The organism is Nocardioides sp. HDW12B (assembly GCF_011299595.1).
Taxonomy (GTDB): domain Bacteria; phylum Actinomycetota; class Actinomycetes; order Propionibacteriales; family Nocardioidaceae; genus Marmoricola_A.
This window is the reverse complement of the sequence record NZ_CP049867.1, coordinates 1896499-1920471: the sequence shown is the minus strand read 5'-3', so window position 1 is coordinate 1920471 and position 23973 is coordinate 1896499. Positions and strand designations below refer to the sequence as shown.

The 23973-nt window shown below is 72.0% G+C and carries 26 protein-coding genes; 10 read left to right on the top strand and 16 right to left on the bottom strand.

Features of this window, described 5'->3' with window-relative positions; translation table 11 throughout:
- Window positions 1-46 precede the first annotated feature (46 nt).
- The 3 genes from G7072_RS09015 to G7072_RS09005 all read left to right on the top strand — a co-directional run bounded on the left by G7072_RS09015 (window position 47) and on the right by G7072_RS09005 (window position 2433).
- Window positions 47-1165, top strand: a complete 1119-nt coding sequence (locus G7072_RS09015) for an ATP-binding protein (protein WP_166085589.1) — start codon at window positions 47-49, stop codon at window positions 1163-1165.
- Window positions 1166-1266: 101 nt separating this feature from the next.
- Window positions 1267-2130 carry a sigma-70 family RNA polymerase sigma factor gene (locus G7072_RS09010; RefSeq protein WP_166085587.1) on the top strand — a complete coding sequence of 288 codons (864 nt, stop codon included), beginning with the start codon at window positions 1267-1269 and terminating at the stop codon, window positions 2128-2130.
- A gap of 66 nt (window positions 2131-2196) precedes the next feature.
- Entirely contained in the window at window positions 2197-2433 is a 237-nt protein-coding gene (locus tag G7072_RS09005) for a hypothetical protein (RefSeq protein ID WP_166085585.1), read from the top strand.
- A 16-nt stretch (window positions 2434-2449) separates the two neighbouring features.
- Here the strand turns inward: G7072_RS09005 and G7072_RS09000 are convergent, their stop codons facing one another.
- The 3 genes from G7072_RS09000 to G7072_RS08990 are packed head-to-tail and all read right to left on the bottom strand — an operon-like array spanning window position 2450 to window position 4335.
- Window positions 2450-2950 (bottom strand): cupin domain-containing protein, encoded by a 501-nt coding sequence (locus tag G7072_RS09000; protein ID WP_166085583.1) that lies wholly within the window; start codon window positions 2948-2950, stop codon window positions 2450-2452.
- The gene (locus G7072_RS08995; protein ID WP_166085581.1) at window positions 2947-3690 is read right to left on the bottom strand and encodes an HAD family hydrolase; all 744 of its coding nucleotides are present in this window, start codon (window positions 3688-3690) and stop codon (window positions 2947-2949) included. The genes G7072_RS09000 and G7072_RS08995 overlap by 4 nt, the downstream gene beginning before the upstream one ends.
- 12 nt (window positions 3691-3702) lie before the next feature.
- Entirely contained in the window at window positions 3703-4335 is a 633-nt protein-coding gene (locus tag G7072_RS08990; protein ID WP_166085579.1) for a GyrI-like domain-containing protein, read from the bottom strand.
- Window positions 4336-4538: 203 nt separating this feature from the next.
- Between G7072_RS08990 and G7072_RS08985 the strand changes: the two genes are divergently transcribed.
- The 3 genes from G7072_RS08985 (at window position 4539) to G7072_RS08975 (ending at window position 5883) form a co-directional block, all read left to right on the top strand.
- Window positions 4539-4865 (top strand): antibiotic biosynthesis monooxygenase, encoded by a 327-nt coding sequence (locus tag G7072_RS08985; protein ID WP_166085577.1) that lies wholly within the window; start codon window positions 4539-4541, stop codon window positions 4863-4865.
- An 84-nt stretch (window positions 4866-4949) separates the two neighbouring features.
- A complete protein-coding gene (locus tag G7072_RS08980) occupies window positions 4950-5381 on the top strand; it encodes a hypothetical protein (protein WP_166085575.1) in 432 nt (143 codons plus the stop codon).
- A 37-nt stretch (window positions 5382-5418) separates the two neighbouring features.
- The gene (locus G7072_RS08975; protein ID WP_166085573.1) at window positions 5419-5883 is read left to right on the top strand and encodes an NUDIX domain-containing protein; all 465 of its coding nucleotides are present in this window, start codon (window positions 5419-5421) and stop codon (window positions 5881-5883) included.
- A gap of 7 nt (window positions 5884-5890) precedes the next feature.
- On the opposite strand, the gene G7072_RS08970 is transcribed toward G7072_RS08975, so the two are convergent.
- From G7072_RS08970 to G7072_RS08925, 10 genes are all read right to left on the bottom strand, one after another.
- A complete protein-coding gene (locus G7072_RS08970; RefSeq protein ID WP_166085571.1) occupies window positions 5891-6553 on the bottom strand; it encodes a maleylpyruvate isomerase N-terminal domain-containing protein in 663 nt (220 codons plus the stop codon).
- 112 nt (window positions 6554-6665) lie between these two features.
- A complete protein-coding gene (locus G7072_RS08965) occupies window positions 6666-7811 on the bottom strand; it encodes a hypothetical protein (protein ID WP_166085569.1) in 1146 nt (381 codons plus the stop codon).
- 40 nt (window positions 7812-7851) lie between these two features.
- On the bottom strand, window positions 7852-10215 hold the full coding sequence (locus tag G7072_RS08960) for an excinuclease ABC subunit UvrA (RefSeq protein ID WP_240917229.1): 2364 nt from the start codon (window positions 10213-10215) through the stop codon (window positions 7852-7854).
- 21 nt (window positions 10216-10236) lie between these two features.
- Window positions 10237-11040 carry an alpha/beta fold hydrolase gene (locus G7072_RS08955; RefSeq protein WP_166085566.1) on the bottom strand — a complete coding sequence of 268 codons (804 nt, stop codon included), beginning with the start codon at window positions 11038-11040 and terminating at the stop codon, window positions 10237-10239.
- Between the two features lie 91 nt (window positions 11041-11131).
- The gene (locus G7072_RS08950; protein WP_166085564.1) at window positions 11132-11680 is read right to left on the bottom strand and encodes a DUF4190 domain-containing protein; all 549 of its coding nucleotides are present in this window, start codon (window positions 11678-11680) and stop codon (window positions 11132-11134) included.
- 133 nt (window positions 11681-11813) lie between these two features.
- Window positions 11814-12284: an SRPBCC family protein gene (locus tag G7072_RS08945; protein ID WP_166085562.1), complete on the bottom strand. Its 471-nt coding sequence runs from the start codon at window positions 12282-12284 to the stop codon at window positions 11814-11816.
- 17 nt (window positions 12285-12301) lie between these two features.
- A complete protein-coding gene (locus G7072_RS08940) occupies window positions 12302-12763 on the bottom strand; it encodes a PPOX class F420-dependent oxidoreductase (RefSeq protein ID WP_240917228.1) in 462 nt (153 codons plus the stop codon).
- A 23-nt stretch (window positions 12764-12786) separates the two neighbouring features.
- The gene (locus G7072_RS08935; protein ID WP_166085560.1) at window positions 12787-13632 is read right to left on the bottom strand and encodes an aldo/keto reductase; all 846 of its coding nucleotides are present in this window, start codon (window positions 13630-13632) and stop codon (window positions 12787-12789) included.
- A 28-nt stretch (window positions 13633-13660) separates the two neighbouring features.
- A complete protein-coding gene (locus G7072_RS08930; RefSeq protein WP_240917227.1) occupies window positions 13661-15370 on the bottom strand; it encodes an alkaline phosphatase D family protein in 1710 nt (569 codons plus the stop codon).
- Window positions 15367-16386, bottom strand: coding sequence for a zinc-dependent alcohol dehydrogenase family protein (locus tag G7072_RS08925; RefSeq protein WP_166085558.1), 1020 nt, complete (start codon window positions 16384-16386; stop codon window positions 15367-15369). Before G7072_RS08925 ends, G7072_RS08930 begins: the two co-directional genes overlap by 4 nt.
- Before the next feature lie 159 nt (window positions 16387-16545).
- On the opposite strand from G7072_RS08925, the gene G7072_RS08920 reads away from it, so the two are divergent.
- From G7072_RS08920 to G7072_RS08905, 4 genes are all read left to right on the top strand, one after another.
- Window positions 16546-18072 carry a UDP-N-acetylglucosamine 1-carboxyvinyltransferase gene (locus tag G7072_RS08920; RefSeq protein WP_166085556.1) on the top strand — a complete coding sequence of 509 codons (1527 nt, stop codon included), beginning with the start codon at window positions 16546-16548 and terminating at the stop codon, window positions 18070-18072.
- Window positions 18073-18076: 4 nt separating this feature from the next.
- Window positions 18077-18889 (top strand): glycerophosphodiester phosphodiesterase, encoded by an 813-nt coding sequence (locus G7072_RS08915; RefSeq protein WP_166085554.1) that lies wholly within the window; start codon window positions 18077-18079, stop codon window positions 18887-18889.
- On the top strand, window positions 18886-20223 hold the full coding sequence (locus G7072_RS08910; RefSeq protein WP_240917226.1) for an MFS transporter: 1338 nt from the start codon (window positions 18886-18888) through the stop codon (window positions 20221-20223). The genes G7072_RS08915 and G7072_RS08910 overlap by 4 nt, the downstream gene beginning before the upstream one ends.
- Before the next feature lie 254 nt (window positions 20224-20477).
- Window positions 20478-20855: an RNA polymerase-binding protein RbpA gene (locus G7072_RS08905; RefSeq protein WP_166085552.1), complete on the top strand. Its 378-nt coding sequence runs from the start codon at window positions 20478-20480 to the stop codon at window positions 20853-20855.
- Window positions 20856-20877: 22 nt separating this feature from the next.
- Here G7072_RS08905 and G7072_RS08900 read toward each other — a convergent pair whose 3' ends face one another.
- Genes G7072_RS08900 through lnt form a run of 3 tightly spaced genes read right to left on the bottom strand, consistent with a single transcriptional unit; the run spans window position 20878 to window position 23791 of the window.
- Window positions 20878-21441 carry an FxsA family protein gene (locus tag G7072_RS08900; protein WP_166085550.1) on the bottom strand — a complete coding sequence of 188 codons (564 nt, stop codon included), beginning with the start codon at window positions 21439-21441 and terminating at the stop codon, window positions 20878-20880.
- Window positions 21438-22199: a polyprenol monophosphomannose synthase gene (locus G7072_RS08895; RefSeq protein WP_206063426.1), complete on the bottom strand. Its 762-nt coding sequence runs from the start codon at window positions 22197-22199 to the stop codon at window positions 21438-21440. The genes G7072_RS08900 and G7072_RS08895 overlap by 4 nt, the downstream gene beginning before the upstream one ends.
- Before the next feature lie 35 nt (window positions 22200-22234).
- The gene (gene lnt, locus G7072_RS08890) at window positions 22235-23791 is read right to left on the bottom strand and encodes an apolipoprotein N-acyltransferase (RefSeq protein WP_166085548.1); all 1557 of its coding nucleotides are present in this window, start codon (window positions 23789-23791) and stop codon (window positions 22235-22237) included.
- Between the last annotated feature and the right edge of the window lie 182 nt (window positions 23792-23973).

Sequence of the window (23973 nt, the reverse complement as noted above, 5' to 3'; positions counted from 1 at the left end):
ATGATGAAAGCGGTGTACGATGCTGAAACTTGATGAAGGAGGTGCGATGACGCGGAGCCCGTTCCGGCCGTCCTTCGGCACCAACCCCCCGACCGTGGCCGGTCGCGACGCGGTGGTGGCCGAGTTCGCCGACGCGCTCGACTCCGGACCCGGGGCCCGGGGCCGGGCGGCGCTGTTCACCGGCAACCGAGGCATCGGCAAGACGGTCATGCTCAACGAGAGCGAGGCGGTCGCGAGGGAACGCGGCTGGGTCGTCGTCTCGGAGACCGCCACCCCCGGCCTGCTGGACCGGATCACGCGTGAGTCCCTGCCCGAGCTGGCCGACCTGCTGCGGCAGGGCCCGCGCGAGCAGCGCCGGGTGTCGGGGGTGCACCTGCCGGCGAACCTCGGGGGAGTGGACTTCGAGCTCCCGGCGGCGGAGTCGCCCGGAGGCCTCCGCACCCAGCTCAACGCGCTGACCGACGAGCTCGAGCGCAACGGGACCGGGCTCCTGCTCACCCTCGACGAGGTGCACAGCCGGCGCGCGCGTGACGACGTCGCCCAGCTCTGCGCGGTCGTCCAGCACGCCTTCCGCGAGGAGCGGCCGGTCGCCTTCGCCGCGGCCGGTCTGCCCGCCGCGGTCCAGGACCTGCTCAGCGAGGACGTCTCGACCTTCCTGCGTCGCGCGCGTCGCTACGTGCTCGAGCCGCTCACCCCGGTCGCCGCGGAGGAGGCCCTGAGGGTCCCGGTCGTGGACAACGGTCGCCGCATCGGCAGCGCTGCTCTCACCCGGGCGGCCGCGGCGACGTACGGCTACCCCTTCCTGGTCCAGCTGGTCGGGGACCAGGCCTGGCGCCAGGACGCGTCGTCGGAGGAGATCACCGAGGACCACGTCGCGGTGGCGGTCGAGGCGTCGTTGCGCGAAGTAGGCGCGCTCGTGCACGAGCCCGCGCTCAACGACCTGTCCGAGACCGACCGGGCGTTCGTGAAGGTGATGGTCGAGGACGAGGGGGAGTCCGCGATCGCGGACGTCGAACGACGGCTGGGTCGCGACCACGGCTACGTCTCGCGCTACCGCAGCCGGCTGATCGTCGCGGGCATCATCGAGCCGACGCGGCGGGGCTACGTGGACTTCACCATCCCCTACATGCGGGAGTTCGTCCGGGCGAACCGCGACCGGCTCTGAGCGTTCCCCTCGTTCCCGGCCGGTGGTCACACCGAGGCGGCCGGGTGCGTCAGAGGGGGAGAGGGGCGACGGGGCCCGGGTACGACGGAAGGGTGGGCGTCATGGATGCGACAGCACGGTTCGAGGCGGAGCGGTCCCGGTTGCTGGGGCTCGCCACCCAGGTCCTCGGGGACCGTGGTGAGGCCGAGGACGTCGTCCAGCAGGCCTGGCTGCGGATGCACCGGGCCGAGGGGACCGACGCCGCCGGCGACGCGATCGAGAACCTGCCGGGCTGGTTGACGACGGTGACGACGCGGCTGTGCCTGGACCGGTTGCGGGCGCGGACCCCGGTGCCCTCGGCCGACCTCGACGAGAGCGAGCCTCTCGGGACCGCGCCCGACCCGGCCGACGCCGTCGCCCTCGCCGACTCGGTCGGCGTCGCGCTGCAGGTGGTGCTCGACCGGCTCCCGCCGCGCGAGCGGGTGGCCTTCGTGCTGCACGACAGCTTCGGCTTCGAGTTCGCCACCATCGCCGAGGTGCTGGACACGACCCCGACGGCGGCGCGCAAGCTCGCCTCCCGGGCGCGCGCCCGGATCGGGCAGCCGCAGCCGGAGGACCGGCTGGCGCGGTGGGAGGTCGTCGACGCGTTCATGGCCGCGGCCCGCGAGGGCGACTTCGAGCGGCTGCTCGCGCTGCTGGCCTCCGACGCTGCCGTGTCGGCCGACGAGGCGGCCCGGCTGCTGGGGACGCCCGAGCGGATCCAGGGGGCGCACGACACGGCGTCGTTCTTCAACGGCAGCGCCCAGGCCGCGCTCCCGGTGTTCGTGGGTGACCGGCCGGGCGCCGCGTGGTTCCAGCGCGGCCGCGCCCAGGTCGTCTTCGACTTCGAGGTCGTCGACGGTCGCGTCCACGCGATCACGTTCCGCGCCGACCCCGACGTGCTGGCGACGGTGGCGCGCCGGGCGGGCGCGGAGCGACGTACCTGATCACGGTCACCACCGGGCGGCGACCGACGTCAACCAGATGAGCACGGACAGAAATGAGGAGGAACCATGAAGACCATGACCTGCCAGCAGCTGGGAGGGCCCTGCGACCTGGAGCTCCGTGGCGAGACCGCCGACGACGTGATCAACGCCCAGGACCGTCACCTCAAGGAGGCCGAGAAGGCCGGCGACGCGAGCCACCAGGAGGCGCGTGACGCGATGAAGGGCCGGTGGCGCCACCCGAAGCGGTCGATGGGTTGGTACAAGGACATGAAGCGGGCGTTCGCCGAGCTGCCGGAGTCCTGACCGGCCAGCGCTCGGGTCAGGGGGAGTCGACCCACCACGTGTCGTGCCGGACCATGAACTCGGCGCGCTCCTCCGGGCTCATCGTCTCGCCGCGGGCGAGTGTCTCGAAGTAGTCCTCGCGCGGTCCCCCTGGCGCGAACAGCAGCAGCATCTGGGCGTGGTCGGCCCCGCGGAACCCGTGGACCCCGCCCTCGGGCACGTAGACGAAGTCGCCCGGGCGCGCCTCCACCCACTCCCGGCCGTCGAAGATGCGGACCGAGCCGCTGAGCACGTAGAACTGCTCGGAGATCGTCTTGTGGAAGTGCGGGTCGGGCCCGGACTCCCCGGGCCCGAAGGTCCACCGGTAGAGACCGAACCGGCCCTGGGTCTGGTCGCCGGTCGCGAGGTACTCGCACGTCACGCCGTTGGGGGAGCGGGTGTCGGGCTCGCCGCTGGGCCGGTGGAGCCAGGCGCTCACCTCACCGGTCGTGCCGTGGTAGCTCTCCGGCGGGTAGGGACGGTGCAGCGGACCGCTCATGAGTTCGCCCGGGGCGTCGGGGGTGTCAGGGGTCTCGCCATGGGGCGATTCTCATCGAGGTCGGTCGTCCCGTCGAGGGGGTCGCGCAGGAGCTCGTCCAGCGACGAGATTCGCCGTACGTCGACCGACCGGTGGCGGTCGTGTCTGTCGAGGAGCACGGCCTGCAAACCGGCGGCCAGTGCGCCGAGGACGTCGTCGGTGAGGGAGTCACCCACCATGAGGGTGTCCTCCGGTGCGGTGCCGAGCAGGTCGGTGATGTGGCGGAAGGCCGTCGGATCGGGCTTGCCTGCAGGCAGGTCGGAGGAGGCCACGAGGACGTCGATCCTCGGGGCGAGGTCAAGACGGTCGACCTTGGCGCGCTGCTGCTCGGCGTCGCCGTTGGTCAACACGCCCACGCGCAGACCGGCCGTGCGGGCGCGCCGCAGCGCCGGCACCACGTCGTCGTACGCGCGCCAGGCGGCCTCGTAGCGTGCGAGGTAGTCGTCGAAGCATGCGTCGGCGCCCTGGTCGTCGAGCTCACGGCCGAGGAAGCCGCGGACGCGCTCGCGCCGCTGCTGGGCGAAGGTCAGCTCACTACGCTGGTAGCGCGCGTAGTGGAATGCGGAGATCTCCGCCCAACAGGCTTGGGGGTTCAGAGTCTCCAGGCCGAGTTCTTGTGCCCACGACACGATAGCCGCGCCCGCTGCCGATGTGTGGTCAACAAGGGTGTCGTCGAGGTCGAGGACAAGAGCGCTGAGCACGTCACGATCCTGTCATGCACCTCGAGGACGGACCGGCTGCCGCAGGACGGTGCGGCGCTTCTCGGGAGCCACCCTGCGGAAGTCGCTCAGGTAGATCTCGTGGTGCCGCCCGACCATCTCCAGCCCGTGGGCCGGGACGAACTCGTCGTGGATCTGCGCCAACACGGCCGCCTCGTCGTCGAACGAGCCGACGTGGAGCGTCTGCACGCATCGTCCCTCCGACAGCACCTCCCGCCGTACGTCGTCGAGCCGGGGTGGGCGGTCCTTGCGGCGACCCGCCTGCGCGAGCGCCGCGTCGACGTGGGGCCCGTCGAGCCAGTCGGGGGCCATGATCATCAGCGTCCACTGCCACCGGGACTTGTCCCGCGCCACGGTGAAGGTGTCCATGTCGTCGGCCCACCACAGGCCTTCCAGCGGCGGCACCACGTAGTCCTGCCCGAGGTCGCGCCTGCTGGCGAACTTGAGCGCGTAGGCGACCGGGTAGAGCGACGTGACCGCCTCGACGAAGGCCGGCGAGGTGTTCGGGTCGCCGTGACCGTCGACCATGAGGTACGTCGTGTCCGGCACGTCGAGCAGCCGCAGCTCGCCCGACCGGGCCCGGTAGGAGTCCCGTGTCTTCCTGAAGTCGACCTTGGTCGTGGTCATGGTGCCGGCCACTCTAGGACGCCGCCGGTCGAGGAGAACAGGTGTTCGAAGCGGTGAGCGGGCCAGGGGAGTCCCGCGGACGTCGTCTGCGTGGCGGGCTGAGATGAGCCCGGGGGCTCGTCATGTCGGAGGAGGCGCGTAGAACACGTCTCAGCGAAGTCGTCCTTCGCGAGCCCGACCCGCCTACCTCCAGGAGACCCCGGATGGATCGTGACCACGTGACCGTTCTCGTCAGCCACCAGACCGTGCCCGGCCAGCGTGACGCCGTCGTCGGCGTCTGGATGAAGCACATGGCGGAGGCTGTCGCGTCCAACCAGGGGCACGTCTCGTACGTCTACTGCCTCGACGAGGACGACTCCGACGCGGTTCTCGCCTTCCAGGTCTACGCCGATGCTGCCGCCGCGACGGCGTTCCTGCAGACGAGCGCGTACGCCTCCTACGAGAACGAGGTGAGGCCGCTGCTGGCGTCCCCACCGGTCGTGCGTCGGCTGGCACAGCTCTGGCGGAAGGAGGGGTCGGGGGGAGCCTGACATGGCTTCACCTGACATAATGTGCATTATCGGCGTAACGCCGTGATGTGGAACCGGGGTCGAGCGGGGTGCGTCCCATCCTCCATGAGGCCTCCGACGTTCCTGCTCGTGACGTTGCTCGCCGCCACGCTCCTGCCCGTCGGTCAGCGGTCGGCGAGCGCGTCCTGCGCCGCGCCGACGGTCGCCGACGCCGACGACCTGGTGCTGCGCCGTGGTGCGACGGTGCAGATCGATGGCGTCGGATTTGTCGACGGCTGCCAAGACACCGGGTCGTGCACGATCTCCTGGGGCTGCAGCCGGTGCGACCACGGACCTGAGCCGCTGACGCTGCGCGACCTCACCTTGAGGTTGCGCAGCGACGGGCGCACCTGGGCCCTGGGTGTCGCAGACGCCCGGAGCGGTCCGGGCGACCTGGGCGCCGTGACCTGGACCGTCGACGTCCCGCAGCGGGTCGCCGTGGGTCGGGCCGTCCTGCGTCCGGAACGCGGCCAGCCGGTGGTCGTCCGGGTTCGTTGACATAACGTCACGATGGTTGCTCGGCTAGCGTGACCTCGTGCCGGTCCCCGACTTCATCATCGCCCTGCGCGATCGCATCGGCCACGATCCGCTGTGGCTGCCCGGCATCACCGCCGTGGTGCTCCGCGACGACCACGTGCTGCTGGTGCGCCGCTCGGACAACGGCACCTGGTCGCCGGTCACCGGCATCGTCGACCCCGGCGAGCACCCGGCTGTCACCGCCGTCCGCGAGGTCGCCGAGGAGACCGGCGTCGTGTGCACGCTCGAGGAGCTGGTCTGGGTCAACGTCGGCGAGCCGGTGGTGCACGTCAACGGCGACCGGGCGCAGTACCTCGACCACACCTTCCGGTGCTCGTACGTCGAGGGCGACGCACACCCGGCCGATGACGAGTCGTCCGAGGTGGCCTGGTTCCCGCTCACGGACCTGCCACCGATGAAGCCGCTCCTGGTGGAGCGCATCGCCACCGCGGTGCACCACACCGGACCCGTCCGGCTGGACTGACGTCGCGTCACCCCAGGACGGGGTACCGGGCGGCGTCGGTGTCGCTTCCCTCAGGGACCGGGAGCCGACCCGTGCCGATGAGGACGGCGTCCTCGACGGTCCAGTCCGCAGGGAGCGGCTCCCCTGCCAACGACTCGACCGTCGCCCTCGCCAGGTCGAGAGCGCTCGCCGGTGCCGCAACGTCGGACATCAGATCGAGCTGATGGACGACGTGCTCGACCGCCCACGCGGTGAGGAAGTCACCGGGCTCGAAGACAAGCCCCTGCCAGAGCAACGGCTTGCCGCTGAGGACGTCGACGCCACGCAGCACCGCCTCGGCGACGTCGTGCAGGTGAGCGGTGGCCGAGCTCGGTCGCGCGTAGGCCGCCGTTCGGCGCCGCTGCGCCATCAGCACCAGGACGGGGTCCTCGTCGGCGGCGGCGTCCTGGAACGCGTTCCAGTACGACGCCGCGTCCACCGTGGGTGCCGCGTCCACCACCGACACGAGACCGCCGAGCATCTCGTGCCACCCGGCCACCACGTGGACGACGACGTCGAGCCGGGTCCAGCCCGGGCAACGAGAAGGGCCCAGCAGGTCCATCTCGTCGAACGACTCCACCGCCGCCAGGAGGCCCCGGATCGAGTCCACGCAGCCACGCCGCCCGGAGTCCTGGCTCACACTCAGTCCCATGCGTCACACCCTAGATCCGGGCGGGGGCGGTCCGACCCGATGTGTGGTGTTGCTGCAGGTCGTACGCCTCCAGGACCACGGCACTTCAGGCGGCTCAGGCGGCTCAGGCGACTCAGCCCGCAAGCCGGGCCAGCGTCCACGTGCCCCGGGTCGTGCTGGGCGGCGTGGTGCCGCTCGGGAACAGCACCTGGTCGCCCTGCATCAGCACGGCGCGGTCCTCCCACCGGCGCTCGTCGGCCACCCGCAGGAGCCGTCCCGAGGCGGCGTCGTAGACGGTGCGGCCGTAGGCGACCCAGCGCCGGTCGCTCACACCGCGGAGGTCGTGGTCGGTGAGCTCCAGCCGGGCGAGGACCCGGGCCCGGTCGTCGAGCACGACCCCGCAGCCGGCCAGCACGACGTCGTCGCCGGCCAGGACGGACGGCTCCACGTCGTCGGTGGCGAGCGGGCACTCACGCAGACGCGCTTCGTGGACCCGGTCGCCGTCGAGCCGGCGGACGCGCACGACGCTCGACTCGCCGTCGTACACGGCGTAGGCCAGGAGCCGGTCGGAGACCGCGAACTCGGTCGCACCCTCGCCCTCCTGTCGCAGGCTGCCGGCGCGTCCGGGCTCGAAGGACCACAGCTCGCGGCGGTCGACGCGTGGGCAGTCGTACGGGACGCAGGGCTGGTCCCCCGTCATGAAGTAGAGGCGGCCGTCGCCGCCGGGCCGCATCACCCCCATGAGGTGCGGCGAGCGGGCCCGAGGCACCCGCGGTGCGACGTACGTCGTGGTGTCACCGGTACGGCGGTCGAGCCGCAGGGCGCTGCGCACCCAACGTCCGCCCCGACGCTCGTTCCACGAGACCCAGACGTGGTCGGTGCCCGTGGCCGTGAGGTGGAGTCGCGCCCGCGGCCCCCAGGGGGTGGGCAGGCGGATGCTGTCACCCGTCCCGGGCCGCCAGACCCGGACCAGGTCCGGGAGGTCCCGGAAGTCCGGGCCCGTGCGGAACCGCTCCTGGAGCACGAGCGCCCCGTCCGGCAGCAGCACCTCGGCCTGGTAGCCGATCCGGCCCGGCACCTGCCGGAGCACGACGTAGTCCTCGCCCTCGACTGCGGTGGCGGCGTCGTCGCCTCGCAGGACGAGTCCCCGAGGGGGCCGTTGCTCGGCGGGTCGCGCGACGTCCTGGGACGCGTCGCCCCGACCGACCAGGACAGCGGTGAGCACGGCGACGAGCCCGACGACGACCACGCCGACCACTACGGCCAGGACCCTGCGCACCGGCTCATGGTGCCACGCTGCGGGCCTCTGGCATCGGCGCTCAGGCCCCGACGTACGCCGCCAGGTGCTCGCCGGTGAGCGTCGAGCGCGAGGCCACCAGCTCGCTCGGGGTGCCCTCGAAGACCACCCGACCGCCGTCGTGGCCGGCGCCCGGGCCGAGGTCGATGACCCAGTCGCCGTGCGCCATGACGGCCTGGTGGTGCTCGATGACGATGACCGACCGGCCGGAGTCGACCAGCCGGTCCAGCAGGCCGAGCAGCTGCTCGACGTCGGCCAGGTGCAGTCCCGTCGTGGGCTCGTCGAGCACGTAGACCTCGCCCTTCTCGGCCATCTGGGTCGCCAGCTTCAGCCGCTGCCGCTCCCCTCCGGACAGCGTGGTCAGCGGCTGCCCCAGGCTGAGGTAGCCCAGCCCGACGTCGACGAGGCGGTCGAGGATCTTGTGCGCCGGCGGGACCTTCGCGTCGCCGTCGGCGAAGAACGCCTCGGCCTCGACCACCGACATCGCCAGCACCTCGGCGATGTTGCGCCCACCCAGGGTGTGCTCGAGCACCGCGGCCTGGAAGCGGCGGCCCTCGCAGTCCTCGCAGGGCGACTCGACGGTCGCCATCACGCCCAGCTCGGTGAAGATGACGCCCGCGCCGTTGCAGGTCGGGCAGGCGCCCTCGGAGTTGGAGCTGAACAGCGCCGGCTTGACGCCGTTGGCCTTCGCGAACGCCTTGCGGATCGGCTCCAGCAGCCCCGTGTACGTCGCCGGGTTGCTCCGGCGCGACCCCTTGATGGCGCCCTGGTCGACGACCACGACGCCGTCGCGTCCGGCCACCGACCCGTGGATCAGCGAGCTCTTGCCGGACCCGGCGACGCCCGTCACGACGCACAGCACCCCCAGCGGCACGTCGACGTCGACGCCGACGAGGTTGTGGGTCGCGGCGCCCCGGACCTCCATCACCCCCGAGCGCTCCCGCACGGTGTCCTTGAGCGCGGCCCGGTCGTCGAGGTGGCGACCGGTGGTGGTGTCGCTCGACCGCAGCCCGGCGACGTCGCCCTCGAAGCAGACCGTTCCTCCCCCGCTGCCGGCGCCGGGCCCGAGGTCGACGACGTGGTCGGCGATCGCGATCGTCTCCGGCTTGTGCTCGACGACGAGCACGGTGTTGCCCTTGTCCCTCAGCTGCAGCAGCAGGGCGTTCATCCGCTCGATGTCGTGCGGGTGCAGCCCGATGGTCGGCTCGTCGAAGACGTAGGTGACGTCGGTCAGCGACGAGCCGAGGTGCCGGATCATCTTGGTGCGCTGGGCCTCTCCCCCGGACAGCGTCCCCGCCGGGCGGTCCAGCGACAGGTAGCCCAGGCCGATGCCGGTGAAGGAGTCGAGCAGGTGCTGCAGCCCGGCGAGCAGCGGCGCGACCGACGGCTCCTCGAGGGCGCGCACCCAGTCGGCCAGGTCGCTGATCTGCATCGCCGACACCTCGGCGATGTTGGCTCCCGCGATCCGCGACGCCAGCGCCTCGCGGGTCAGCCGCGCTCCCCCGCACTCAGGACAGGGCTGGAAGGTCACGGCCCGCTCCACGAACCGCCGCACGTGCGGCTGCATCGCCTCCGGGTCCTTCGACAGCATCGACTTCTGCATCTTCGGGATGATCCCGTCGAAGGTGAGGTTGATGCCCTCGACCTTGATCTTGGTCGGCGGCGCGTAGAGCATCGTCTCGAGCTGCTTCTTCGTGAAGGCGCTGATCGGCTTGTCCATGGGCAGCCCGACGCCCTCGAAGAGCCGCCCGTACCAGCCGTCCATCGAGTAGCCGGGGACCTTCAGCGCCCCGTCGCTCAACGAGAGGCTGTCGTCGTACAGCGCCGTGAGGTCGATGTCGCTGACGTTGCCCATCCCCTCGCAGCGCGGGCACATGCCGCCGAGGTAGACGGCGTCCTTCACGACGGTCTTCTCGACGTGACCGCCCTTGTCGGTCGACATCACCCCGGACGCGCGCCGGGTGGGCACGTTGAACGAGAACGCCGTCGGGGGGCCGACGTAGGGGTCGCCGAGCCGGCTGAACAGGATCCGCAGCATGGCGTGGGCGTCGGTCGCGGTGCCGACCGTCGAGCGCGGGTTGGCGCCGAGCCGCTCCTGGTCGACGATGATCGCGGTCGTCAGGCCCTCGAGCCGGTCGACCTCGGGCCGCGCCAGCGAGGGCATGAAGCCCTGGAGGAACGCGCTGTAGGTCTCGTTGATGAGCCGCTGCGACTCCGCGGCGATCGTGCCGAACACCAGCGAGCTCTTCCCGGAGCCCGACACCCCGGTGAACACGGTCAACCGGCGCTTGGGGATCTCGAGGCTGACGTCCCTGAGGTTGTTGGCGCGGGCGCCCTGCACCCGGATGAGGTCGTGCTGGTCGGCGGCGTGGGCGGTGTCGGTCACCTGCGCGATGGTGCCAGAGCCTCAGCCGCGCAGGAAGGCCCGCAGGATCGTCACGAAGGCCTCGGGCTTCTCCGAGTGCACCCAGTGCCCGGCGCCCTTCACCGTCACCGAGCGCACCTTGGGGAACAGGCGCCGCATCGCGGCGTCGTGCTCGGGCCGGATGTACGGCGACCGCTCACCGGCCACCCACAGCACCGGGCGGTCGAACGACGCGTCGATCTCGGGGAAGCCGCCGATGACCTCGAGGTCGCGGCGCAGGAGCTCGAGGTTGGCCTGCCAGCGGAACCCGCCGCCGTCTCCGCTGGCGCTGCGCAGGTTCTGCAGCAGGAAGCCGCGGACCCGTTCGTCGTCGATGAGCCCGGCCAGCTGCTCGTCGGCCTCCCCCCGTCGTCGCAGGGTCGTGAGGTCGAGCGAGGCCAGGCTGTCGAGGAGGTGCTCGAACTCCCCCGCCCCCTCGCTGACGGCCGGGGCGATGTCGACCACGACGAGCCGCTCGACCAGCTCGGGGTGGCGCAGGGCGAGGACCATCGCGACCTTGCCGCCCATGGAGTGGCCCACGAGGTGGAAGCGCCCCTGGTCGGCGTACCTCTCCCCCAGCACGGTGGCGACCCTGGCCGCCACCTCCTCGTAGCCGAGCTCCTCGGTCCACGCCGAGCGCCCGTGGTTGGGCAGGTCGACCAGGACCGAGTGCAGGTCCGGCACGAGGGCCTTGGCGATCTGGGTGAAGTTGCGGCCCTGGCCGAAGAGGCCGTGGAGCAGGACCACCCGGTCGCCGGACTCCCCCACCTCGGTCAGGTGGATCGTCGGGGCGTCGTGGGTGCTCACAGGGCCGGAGGCTAGCAAGCCCCGGTCGACGGCACGGCCCGGCCGATCCTGGAGGATCGGCCGGGCCGTGGACGTCGCTGCGGAGCCGAGGTCAGTTCGTCTGGTTCTCGACCTCGTCGCGGAAGTCCCGCTCGCACTGGTCGACGGCAGCCTGGTCGTCACCGGCGTTGGTCACGCACTCGGCGTAGTTCTGCGCCTTGTCGAAGATGCTGCCGATGAACACGCCGATGAGGACCGAGATGACGATCGCCAGCAGGTTGAGGATGATGCCGGTGATCGCGATGCCGCGACCCGTGGCGCGGCCCTTCTTCGCGCGTCCGGCGGCGACGAAGCCGAGGACGAGGCCGATCAGCGCCAGCAGGCCGCCGAGCACGATGAACGAGCCGAAGAAGGCCAGGATGCCGATGACGAGCGAGGCGATGGCGAGGCCGGCGCCGCCCTTGCGGGGCTGCTCCTGGTAGCCGCCCTGGTAGCCACCACCCTGGGGCGGGTACTGGCCGCCCTGCGGCGGGTACTGGCCGCCCTGCGGCGGGTACTGGCCACCCTGAGGCGGGTACTGACCGCCGGGGGGCTGGTTGCCCGGGGGCTGGTTGCCGTAGGGCTGGTCGCCGGGGGGCGGCGGAGGGGCCTGGTTCGACATGTGTCACCTTTCCGAGACGTTCCAGAGAGCGTCTGTGCGTTTCCGTAGGGGGTTCTCGTTGGCTGCAGTGATACTTGTGCCCCTCGGTCGACTTTCTAGTCGTGCCGACATATGAGCACGTGGTGCGCGTGCCTCAGTCGGACCGGTGGGCGTCGCGCTCGGCGACCTCCCGCACCCGCTCGAGTGTCTGGCGCATGCCCTTCTCGTTGGTCCGGCCGCGGGCCCACCCGAGGAGGAGCCAGTAGATGCGGGTCGGCAGGGACGAGGGCAGCTCGAAGGACTCGGTGACCTCGGTCCCCCCGTCGCGGGGCTCGAGCTGGTAGCGCCAGGTGTTGAGCCGCTTCCCGCCGCCGTAGACCGCGAAGCCGAAGTCCCGGCCGGGCTCGCAGGAGGTCACCTTGCAGGCGCTCCAGTAGACCGGGCCGACGCCGTTGCGCTTCACGTGCCCGCGGAAACGGGCGCCGACCGTGGGTCCGTCGGAGCCCTCCACCCACTCGGCCTCGAAGGTCTCGGGGCTGAACTCGCCGATCCGGGTGATGTCGCTGACGACGTCCCAGACCACCTCGGGTGGGGCGTCCATGAACAGGCTGACCGATCCGCGCATGGACGCCATCCTGCCCGTCAGCCGGACCGCTCGGGCGGGAAACCGCCGGTCGCGACCGGGCCCCAGCGCTCGACGGTCACCCGGACCAGGGACTTGTCCTGCCGGCGCATGGCGTCGCGGTACTCGTCCCAGTCCGGGTGCTCGCCCGAGATGCAGCGGAAGTACTCCACCAGCGGCTCCACGGCCTCCGGCATGTCGAGCACCTCCGCGGTGCCGTCGAGCTGCACGTAGGGCCCGTCCCAGTCGTCGCTGTGCACGACGAGGCTGACGCGCGGGTCGCGGCGGGCGTTGACCGCCTTCGCGCGCTGCGGGTACGTCGAGACCACGACGCGGCCGGACTCGTCGACGCCGCACGTGACGGGCGACATCTGCAGCGACCCGTCCGAGCGCCGGGTCACCAGGGTGGCCTTGTGGCGCGGGCGGACGAACGCGAGCATCTCCTCGCGCCCCACCCGGTCGGCCTGGGCTGTCTTCGGCACTGCTCTGCTCCTGCCGTGCGGTCTCAGTCGGGGACGTAGTCGAAGGTGTTGGGGTTCGGGCCGGTGCGACCCTCCTCGCCCCGGTCGAGGCCACCGATGCGGGCGACCTCGTCCTCGGTGAGGCTGAAGTCGAAGATCGCGAAGTTCTCCTCCATGCGCTCACGCTTCATCGACTTGGGGAAGACGATGTCGCCGCGCTCGACGTGCCAGCGCAGCGTCACCTGCGACGGTGTCTTGCCGTGCGCCTCGGCGATCTCACGGATGGTCGGGTCGTCGACGACCTTGCCCTTCGCGATCGGGGACCAGGCCTCCACGACGACGTCGTGGCGGTGCGAGCCCTTGCGGGCGTCCTCGTTGGTGAAGAACGGGTGGACCTCGATCTGGTTGACCACCGGCACGACGCCGGTCTCCTCGACGATGCGGTCGAGGTGGGCCGGCTCGAAGTTGGACACGCCGACAGATCGCACGCGGCCCTGCTCCTTGAGCTCGGCCAGCACGCGCCACGTGGAGACGTAGTCGCCGTCGTAGAGCGTGGGCAGCGGCCAGTGGATGAGGAAGAGGTCGAGCTGGTCGATCCCGAGCTTGTCCATGGTCTCGTCGAAGGCGCGGCGGGCGGCGTCCGGCTCGTGGAAGCCGTTGTTGAGCTTGCTGGTGACGTAGAGGTCGTCCCGGGCCAGGCCGGAGGCGCGGATGGCCTCGCCGACCCCGGCCTCGTTCTGGTACATCTCCGCGGTGTCGATGTGGCGGTAGCCGACCTCGAGGGCCGTCGACACGGTGGCCGCGGTCTCCTCGGGCGGGACCTGGAACACCCCGAACCCGAGCTGCGGGATGGAGGTGCCGTCGTTCAGTGCGATGGTGGGGACAGTCATAGGTTCAACGTTCCCGTCCGCTCCCCGCCTATGCCTGGCGCGGCGCCTCGATCTCGACGGTCTCGACGCAGGTGAGCACCGGGCGGTCGTGACGACCGTCGTGGACGTTGCCGGTGGCCCACCACATGTCGAGGCCGGCGTCGGTGACCTCGAGCGTCGCGAGGTTGTTGTCGAACCACGGCCCCCGCAGCCGGTTCCAGCGGAACGGCGGGTCGGGCACCTTGGCCGAGCGGGCGGCGAGCAGGCCGAGCGGCCCGGCCACGCCGTAGGACAGCGCGGCGGTGGCGAAGCGCCAGCGGCGCTTCAGCGGGTTGCGGATCGGTGAGCACACCGCCTGCACCACCTTGCTCGCGTCGCGGGGTCCGACGACCTGCGAGACGTAGCTGTGGTGCACGTCGCCCGACAGGAAGGTCACCGTGCGCGGAGCGGCACCCCGGGCGCCGACGGCGACCTCCTTGACCATGCCGGCGACCTGGCGGAAGCCCTCCTGGAAGGCGCCCCAGTGTTCGAGGTCGACGCCCTGGCGGAAGAACTCCCCCGCCTTCGCGCCCCGGCGGCCCCACGCTCCCCCGGCGAGCGCCTCGCTGAAGGCCTCGAGGTTCTGCAGGCCCTCGGGCAGCAGGAACGGCAGCGACGTCCCGATGAGCAGGTGGTCCACGTCGCCGCGGAGCTGCTCGTCCAGCCACGACATCTCGGCCTCGTCGAGGATGGAGCGCTGGTCGTCCTCCAGCACGCGGGCGGCACGCGAGTCGACCACCACGAGCCGGGTGTCGGCGACGTCGCGGGCATAGCTCCAGCGGTACGACGTCGGCTCCTGGTCGGCCCGGTCGGCGAAGCGGTCCAGCTCCTCGGTCAGGTCGAGCTCGTCGTCGCCCTCGTGCTGCACGATGCGCTGCCAGACCGGGTCCTCGGCGCGCTCCTGCGACGTCAGGTTCCCCAGGTGCTGGTAGACCCAGTAGGACCCCAGCCCGGCCACGATGCGCTCGTGCCACCAGTCGGTCTGCTCCATCTCGCGCCGCCACTGCGCGGAGGTGTTCCAGTCGTCGCGGATGTCGTGGTCGTCGAAGATCATGGCGCTGGGCAGCGTCGACAGCAGCCACCGGGTGACGGGGTCGCACCAGGCGAGCCGGTAGAGCTCGGCGTACTCCTGCCAGTCCTTGAGCTCCGCCCACGGTGCCTGCTCGATGTCGCGGCGGGACTCGATGAAGTCACGCATCGCCTGGGTGGTCTCGTCGGCGTAGACCTGGTCGCCGAGGAACAGCACCATGTCGGGCCAGGGCAGCTCGGCGGGGAGGTCGCCGTCGGGGACCGTGACCCGGGCCATGGCGAGGGCGTAGGCGCGCAGCGCGTCGACCCCGTGGGTCTTGTTGCCCTCCTCGTCGTGCTCGACGCTGGTGCGGCAGGAGCCGAAGGCGAGCCGCAGCGGCTTGCCGGGCTTGAGCGTCGGGATCACCGAGGGCGGCAGCCCCAGGCCGTCGGGGTCCTCGGGCCAGACCTGCCGACCCCCGATCGTGACGGTGTACGGCGTGATCGTCCCCGGCTCCAGCCCCTCGCACTCGACCAGGGCGTAGTGGTGGTCGTGCACGGCGAAGGTGCGACCCGTCCAGGAGCGCTCCCCCGCGGTGACCGTGACCTCGCAGCCGGCGGACGTCTCCACCCACACCGACGCGGCGGTGGTGTCGACGTGGCGCAGCAGCGGGCCCAGGACCAGGGTGGGCGACCCCTGCTCGGCCGTCACGGCTGGAGGAGGACCTTGATGGCCCTCCGCTCGTCCATGGCGCGGTAGCCCTCGGCCACCTCGTCCAGCGGCAGGGTGAGGTCGAAGACCGGGCTGGGGTCCAGCCGCCCCGCCAGCGTGCGCTCGAGCAGGTCGGGGAGGTACTTGCGCACCGGCGCCATGCCTCCGGCCAGCCCGATGTTCTTGCCGAACATCGTGCGCACCGGCAGCGTCACGCCGTGGGGCACGCCGACGAAGCCGACGCCCGCACCGGGGCGGGCCGCACCGAAGGCGTCCTTCATGGACCCGTCGGTCCCGACGCACTCGAGCACGGCGTCGGCCCCGATGCCGTCGGTGAGCTCACGGACGGCCGCGCTGCCCTCCTTGCCCCGCTCGGCGACGACGTGGGTGGCGCCGAACGTCCGCGCCACGGCCTGGCGCGACTCGTGGCGGGACATGGCGATGATCGTCTCGGCGCCCATCTCGCGGGCGGCGAGGACGCCGCACAGGCCGACCGCGCCGTCCCCGACCACCACGACGGAGGACCCGGCGGTCACGCCGGCCGACACGGCGGCGTGCCAGCCGGTCGCCATCACGTCGGAGAGCGTCAGCAGCGCGGGCAGCAGCGCGTCGTCGGGGACCTCGGGGGTGCGCACCATGCTGCCGGCGGCCTGGGTCACGCGGACGTGCTCGGCCTGCCCCCCGGTGGTCATGCCGCCGTTGAGGCACCCGGCCTGCATGCCCTTGCGACACACGGCACACGTGTTGTCGCTGTGACAAAAAGGGATCACCACGAAGTCGCCGACCGTGAACCCGGTCACCTCGGAGCCGAGCTCCTCGATGATCCCGACCGCCTCGTGGCCGATGGGCTGGGGCTCGTCCGGGAGGTCGTTCTCGCCGCGGTAGGGCCAGAGGTCCGAGCCGCAGATGCAGGCGGCCGTGACGCGCACGATGGCGTCGGTCGGCTCCTGGATCGTGGGCGCGGGACGGTCCTCGAGGCGGATGTCGCGGGGGGCGTGGAGGGTGGCGACGCGCATGTCGATCACCCTAGACCCGCGGTGTTCGCGCCGCAGGCCGACGCCGGGCGCACCCCCGGCGACGCCTCGCGCACCGACCCCTCGACGCGCCCGGTCGGCTGGTCTGACCCGCTGTGCGCGCCGAGTTGCCTCATCTCACAAGTGAGATAACGTCGGGTGGTGACTGAGGACTACCTGGCCCGCATCGGCTACCTGATCCGCGACGCCCGACGGCACCGGGGCTGGACCCAGAGCCAGCTCGCCGAGGTGCTGAGCACCAGCCAGAGCGCGGTGAACCGCATCGAGAAGGGCCACCAGAACCTCACGCTCGACATGGTGGCCCGCATCGGCGCGGCGCTCGACTCCGAGATCGTCACCTTCGGCACCGGCCCGACCCACCTGCGCGTCACCGGCCCCACCACCCTCTCGGGCAGCATCGACGTCAAGTCGTCGAAGAACGCCGGCGTCGCCCTGCTGTGCGCCTCGCTGCTCAACCAGGGCCGGACCACGCTGCGCAAGGTCGCCCGCATCGAGGAGGTCAACCGTCTCCTCGAGGTGCTGGAGAGCCTGGGGGTGCGGACCCGCTGGCTCAACGACAGCAACGACCTCGAGATCGTGCCCCCGGCCCAGCTCGACCTCGCCGGCATCGACGCCGAGGCGGCTCGTCGTACCCGCTCGATCATCATGTTCCTCGGGCCGCTGCTGCACCGCGAGCCACGCTTCGACCTGCCCTACGCCGGGGGCTGCGACCTCGGCACCCGCACCGTCGAGCCCCACCTCACCGCGCTGCGTCCCTTCGGCCTGGAGGTCAAGACCTCCGACGGCCGCTACCAGGCGCAGGTCGTGCCCGAGGTGTCGCCCCAGCGCCCGATCGTGCTGACCGAGCGCGGCGACACCGTCACCGAGAACGCGCTGATGGCGGCCGCGCTGCACCCGGGCGTCACGGTCATCCGCAACGCCAGCTCCAACTACATGGTCCAGGACCTCTGCTTCTACCTCGACCTGCTCGGGGTCCGCATCGACGGCATCGGCACCACCACGCTGACCGTCCACGGCGTGGAGGCCATCGACGTCGACGTCGACTACGCGCCCTCTGAGGACCCCATCGAGGCGATGTCGCTGCTGGCCGCCGCCATCGTCACCGAGTCCGAGATCACGATCCGGCGCGTGCCCATCGAGTTCCTCGAGATCGAGCTGGCGCTGCTGGAGGAGATGGGGTTCCGCTACCACCGCAGCGAGGAGTACGTCGCCGACAACGGCCGCACCCGGCTGGTCGACCTGGTCACGCTGCCCTCGACGCTGCACTCCCCCATCGACAAGATCCACCCGATGCCGTTCCCGGGCCTCAACATCGACAACCTGCCGTTCTTCGCCGTCATCGCGGCGACCGCCGACGGGCAGACCCTGCTGCACGACTGGGTCTACGAGAACCGCGCGATCTACCTCACCGAGCTCACCAAGCTCGGTGCGACCGTGCAGCTGCTCGACCCGCACCGGGTCCGCATCGAGGGGCCGACCCACTGGTCCGGCACCGAGGTCGTCTGCCCGCCCGCGCTGCGTCCCGCGGTCGTGATCCTGCTGGCGATGCTGGCGGCCAAGGGCACCTCGGTGCTGCGCTCGGTCTACGTCATCAACCGCGGCTACGAGGACCTCGCCGCCCGCCTCAACCAGCTCGGCGCCAGCATCGAGACCTTCCGGGACCTGTGAGCCGGTGAGCGCACGACCCCCGCGCACGGGGCGTCCCTACCTGGACGAGCCGCGCGAGCGTGGAGCCGTGCTGGCGCTCGCCCACCGCGGTGGCGCCGGCCACCCCGGTCTCGTCGGCGCGGAGAACACCATGCGGGCCTTCCGGCACGCCGCCGGCCTCGGCTACCGCTACCTGGAGACCGACGTCCAGGTCACCCGCGACGGCGTGCTGGTGGCCTTCCACGACGACGACCTCGGCCGCGTCACCGACCGCCCGGGCCGCGTCGCGTCCCTGCCGTACGCCGAGGTGGCCGGCGCCCTGGTCGGCGGCGCGGACCCGGTCCCCTCGTTGCAGGAGGTCCTCGAGGAGCTGCCCTTCGCGCGCCTCAACATCGACCTGAAGACGCCGCGGGCAGTGGAGCCGATGATCGCGCTGGTCGAGGCCCAGGGCCTGCACGACCGGGTCTGCCTGGGCTCGTTCGACGAGCTCACCATCCGCCGCTTCCGGCGCGGCTGCAGCCGCCCGGTCGCCACCACGTGCGGGCTGCTCTCGACCGGTCTGGTCCGCTTCGTCCCCGGCGGCCGGTTCTGGCCGGGACCGGTCCGCGGAGGCGGCGAGGTCTTCCAGGTGCCGGCGCGGCGCGGCCCGCTCCGGGTCGTCGACGCGGGATTCGTCCGGCGCGCCCACGCGTCGGGGTGCCAGGTGCACGTCTGGACGGTGGATGATCGTGACGAGATGGAGCAGCTGCTCGACCTCGGCGTGGACGGCATCATCACCGACCGCACCGACGTCCTCAAGCAGGTGCTCGAGGAGCGAGGAGCCTGGGAGGGCCAGTGAGGTCGAGCCGCGAGCAACGGGCCTGGTACTGGTACGACTGGGCGAACTCGGCGTACTTCACCACGATCCTGACGGTCCTCTTCGGGCCCTACATGATCGCGATCGTCGAGAACGCCGCCCCCGACTGCGGCACCCCCGGCTGCGTCGAGACCCTCGAGGTGCTCGGCGTCCAGGTCGCCGCCGGCTCCCTGGGCGGCTACCTCGTGACGTTCTCGACCCTGCTCGGTGCCCTGGTGCTGCCGATCGTCGGTGCCGTCGTCGACCGCTCCCCCCGCAAGCGCCTGCACATGGCGGTCTACGCCTGGATCGGGTCGATCTTCGCCGGCAGCCTCTACCTGATGACCGGCGACAGCTGGCAGATCGGTGCCGTGGCCATCGTCGTCAGCAACATCATGGTCGGCTGCTCCCTGGTCTCCTACTCGGCGCTGCTCGTCGACGTCTCCACCGAGGAGGAGCGCGATCGCGTCTCCTCGCGCGGGTGGGCCTTCGGCTACCTCGGGGGCGGGCTGCTGCTGGTGCTCAACCTGGTCCTGGTGACCGGTCACGAGACCTTCGGCCTCACCGAGGGCCACGCCGTGCGGATCGCGATGCTCAGCGCCGCGGTCTGGTGGGGCGGCTTCACCCTGATCCCGTTCCTCCGGCTCAAGGACCGCCCGCCGACGGCCCAGGTCGCCGTCGAGGGGTCGTTGCTGCGGCGCAGCTTCGGCCAGCTCGCCGACACCTTCCGCGACATGCGCAACTACCCGATGACGCTGACCTTCCTGCTCGCCTACCTCTTCTACAACGACGGCATCCAGACGGTCATCGGCACCGCCGCGGTGTACGGCGAGCGCGAGCTGGGCCTGGAGACCACGACGCTCATCGCGACCATCCTGCTCGTGCAGTTCGTCGCCGTCGCGGGAGCGCTGCTGTTCGGGCGCCTGGCCCAGCGCCACGGCTCGCTGAGGCTGATCCGCACCGGTGTGTTCGCCTGGATGGGCGTCGTCGCCCTGGGGTTCTTCCTGCCGCCGGAGCAACCGCTGATGTTCTTCGGCCTCGCCGTGCTCATCGGCCTCGTCATGGGCGGCACCCAGGCGCTGTCCCGCTCGTTCTTCAGCCTGCTGATCCCGCCCGGGCGCGAGGGCGAGTACTTCAGCCTCTACCAGGCGCTGGAGCGCGGCACGTCGTGGTTCGGCAGCCTGGTGTTCTACCTCATGTTCCAGCTGACCGGCTCCTACCGGCCCTCCATCCTCGCGCTGCTCGCCTTCTTCGCCCTCGGGGCCTTCTTCCTGGCCCGTGTGGACGCGGAGCGGGGCGTGCAGGAGGCGGGGAACCGGGTCCCGAGCACCCTGTAGCACTCCGGAGCGGCCTGGACCACCCTCGCCCGTCGGCCCTGCGGGTGTAGCCCGCGGGCATCGCGGGTACACCTCTAGAAGCACCGATTTTGCGTGTTCGGGAACTTTTCGGCCATCATCGAACGTTGAACTTCTGCGAGGGCAGGCGTCCGATGTCGGACCCGAGCACCGCTCCCCCACGACGGGGACCGGCGCACCAGCCCTCGCCGACCGGCCCTCCCACGAGGGCACAGCGGCAACCACCGGAGGCACAGATGGCTGAGCGCACCCTGCGCGGCGCACGACTGGGCGGACAGAGCTTCGAGGACGAGCGGGGCATCGAGTTCGCAGCGCGCCAGCGCGTGGCCTACGTCTGCTCCCAGGGCCACGAGTTCGAGATCCCGATGGCGATGGAGGCCGACGTACCCCCGCTGTGGGAGTGCCCGCGCTGCGGGTCCGAGGCGCTCGCCCGCGACGTCGAGCGTCCCGAGCCCAAGGCGGAGAAGCCTGCCCGCACCCACTGGGACATGCTCCTCGAGCGTCGCTCGGAGAAGGAGCTCGAGGACATCCTCACCGAACGGCTCGAGTTGCTCCGCGGCGGCGCCATCGGCCCCGCCCACCTGCACCGCACCCGCAAGAGCCGCACCGCCTGACCGGCGGGCTCCACACGCTCACTCAGCGGTCGTCGTCGACGACCTCACCCGGGACGACGTCGGGTCCGCCTCGCGGCGGGCCGGGCGTCGTTCCTGCGTCCGGGCCGCCGGGCCGCGTACCGAAGCCCGTCGGGAACCCGGGGGGGAAGCCGTTCGGGAACCCGGACCGGGGAGCGGCTCCCGGGCCGCGGAGGGCGCCGGCCGCCATCCGCCGCGCGATGACACGGGCCAGCACCGCCCGCGCCAGGGGGCGCGTGAGCGGGAGCACGCAGAACAGCCCGACCAGGTCGGAGACGAAGCCGGGCGTCACCAGCAGCGTGCCGCCGACGAGCACGAGCGCGCCGTCGGCCAGCTCCTTGGCGGGCATGCGGCCCGATCCCAGGGCCTCCTGCAGCGCTCGCCAGGCGCGACGACCCTCGCGCCGGACCAGCACCGAGCCCAGGAAGCCGGCCGCGACCAGCAGCAGGATGGTCCACCACACCCCGACCACCTGACCGGTCTGGACGATCAGGTAGATCTCCAGCAGCGGGACCAGCACGAACAGGGCGGTCAGCACCAGCAGCACGGTGCGGCGGCGTCGGCTCATCGGGACAGCTCCTGGTCACGGGCGGGGGCGGGCAGCAGTCCGAGTCTGCGTCGCACCTGGTCACGGCGTCGCACCAGGCCCCACCCGGTGATCCGGCGCAGCGACTCGGTGGCGACCGAGCCGCTCAGCTTGGACTGGCCGCGCTCGCGCTCGAGGAAGTCGATGGGCACCTCCACCACGCGCAGGCCGGCCTCGATCGTGCGCACGGCCAGGTCGGCCTGGAAGCAGTAGCCCACCGACCGGACGCTGGACAGGTCGATGGCTCGCAGCGTGTCGGCGCGGAAGAGCCGGTAGCCGGCCGTGAGGTCGCGCACGGCGACCCCCAGCAGCACCCGGGCGTAGAGGTTGCCGCTGCGCGAGAGCGCGCGGCGCAGCGCGTCCCAGTTCACGACGCTCCCGCCGGGCACCCAGCGCGAGCCGATGACGAGGTCGGCCGCGTCCAGCGCCTCCCGGAGACGGTGCAGCTGCTCGGGCTGGTGGGAGCCGTCGGCGTCCATCTCGCCGACGACGTCGTAGCCGGCCTCGAGCGCGACGCGGAAGCCGTGCAGGTACGCCGCTCCCAGCCCGGCCTTCTCGGTGCGGTGCACGACCCGGACGCGCTCGTCGGCGGCGGCCAGGCCGTCGGCGAGGTCGCCCGTGCCGTCGGGCGAGGCGTCGTCGACGACGAGCACGTGGGTGTCCGGCACGGCCGTCAGGAGCCGGTCCACGATCCAGGCGAGGTTGTCGGCCTCGTTGTAGGTCGGCACGACCATGACCATGCGAGGGCCCACGGGGCTCACCGGGTCCACGCCGCTCACCCGGCCCGGGCGGGAGCGGGCTCCGCGCTCGGCGTCGTCGGGCCGGTCCGGCGTCGACGCGCCAGCACCGTCACGGCCACCTGGGCCAGCAGGGCGCCGGCGACGAGCAGCCACTGCACCGCGCCGCCCCACCGGATGCCGGGGGTGACACCCTCGACCTGCGCCACGTCGGCCTCGAGGACCGCGGTGGCGCGCGTGGGCGCCCGCTGCAGCACCTCGCCGTCGGCCCCGACGACGCCCGAGACGCCGTTGGTGGCCACCACGACGACGCTGCGACCGGTCTCGATCGCCCGGAGCCGGGCGATCGCGAACTGCTGCTCCACCTGGCCGGTGCCCATGTAGGTGGCGTTGTTGGTCTGCACGACGAGCATGCCGGCTGCCTCCGCCGCCCCGCCCGGTCCGCCGCCGGCGACGTTGCGGATGGTGTCGTCGTAGGCCACCTCGAAGCAGATGACGTCGCCGATCGTGGTGCCGCCGAGGTCGAGCAGACCGGGCTCGGTGCCGGGCACCATGTCGCGCGGGATCTGGTCGAGGCGCTCGAAGACCTTCGCCAGCTGGGCCCGCATCGGGATGTACTCGCCGAACGGCACCGGGTGGGTCTTGGAGTACGACGCCGACGGCCCGGTGCCGGGCTCCCACACGATGCCCTGGTTCTCCACGTCGACCGGGCCGGGGCCGCGGACCATCGCCCCGACCAGGGTGGGCACGCCCACCGCGTCCACGGCGGACGAGATGTCGTCGAAGACGGTGGCGTCCTCGTAGGGGTCGATGTCGGTCGAGTTCTCCGGCCACAGCACGAACGAGGGCCGAGGGGTCTCCCCCGCGGCCACACGGGCCGCGAGGTCCTCGGTGGCGGCGACGTGGTTGTCGAGCACCGCCCGGCGCTCGGAGAAGGCGTCCATGCCCTCCCCGGGCACGTTGCCCTGCACGGCGGCCACCCGGACCTCCGCGGTGCTGCTCAGCGTCGCCGGCCCCCAGGCGGCGGGCGCGACGACCAGCAGCACCAGGCCGCCCACCACGGCGGCGCCGCGCAGGCTCACCGGGCGCTCCAGGACCAGCCAGGCCAGGCCGGTGCCGAGCAGGGCCACGGCGAAGGACGTGCCGGCGGGTCCGACCCACGACATCAGCGGCGCCAGGGGGGTGTCGACCGTGGCGAGGGCCAGCCGGCCCCAGGGGAACCCGCCCCACGGCACGGCCGAGCGGAGCGCGTCCACCGCGACCCACGTGCCCGCCGCCCACACCGGCCAGCCCCGGAGCCGTCCGACCCGGGCCAGGGCGACGCCCAGCAGGCCGTAGAAGGCGGCCTCGAGGATCGTCAGGCCGATCCAGGCGTCGACCCCGATGACCTGCAGCCACGGCACGAGCACACCCATGAACGTCACGCCGTACGCGAGGCCGACGAGGAGCGCGCGGCGACCGCGCAGGCCCCGGGACGCCAGGGTGAGACCGAGGACGCCCACCGGGAGCAGCCAGGCGACGGCGTACGGCTCGAAGGCCGCGGCGGCTGCGGCGCCGCTGAGGGCGGCCCCGAGTGTGCGCAGCGCGAGGTTCACCGACGCTCCTGATGTCGGCCCTGGTGAGGGCGGGGGTCCTGGCCCCAACCTACCGGCCGTGGTCCGGACGCCGAAAAGGTCCGGCGCCCTTCGGACCGACGACGCCCAGACCGGCTGCCTGGGTCATCACCGTTGTCTACTGGGCGCCGGACCTGTCCGGCGTTCCAACCCCGCGGCCTCGG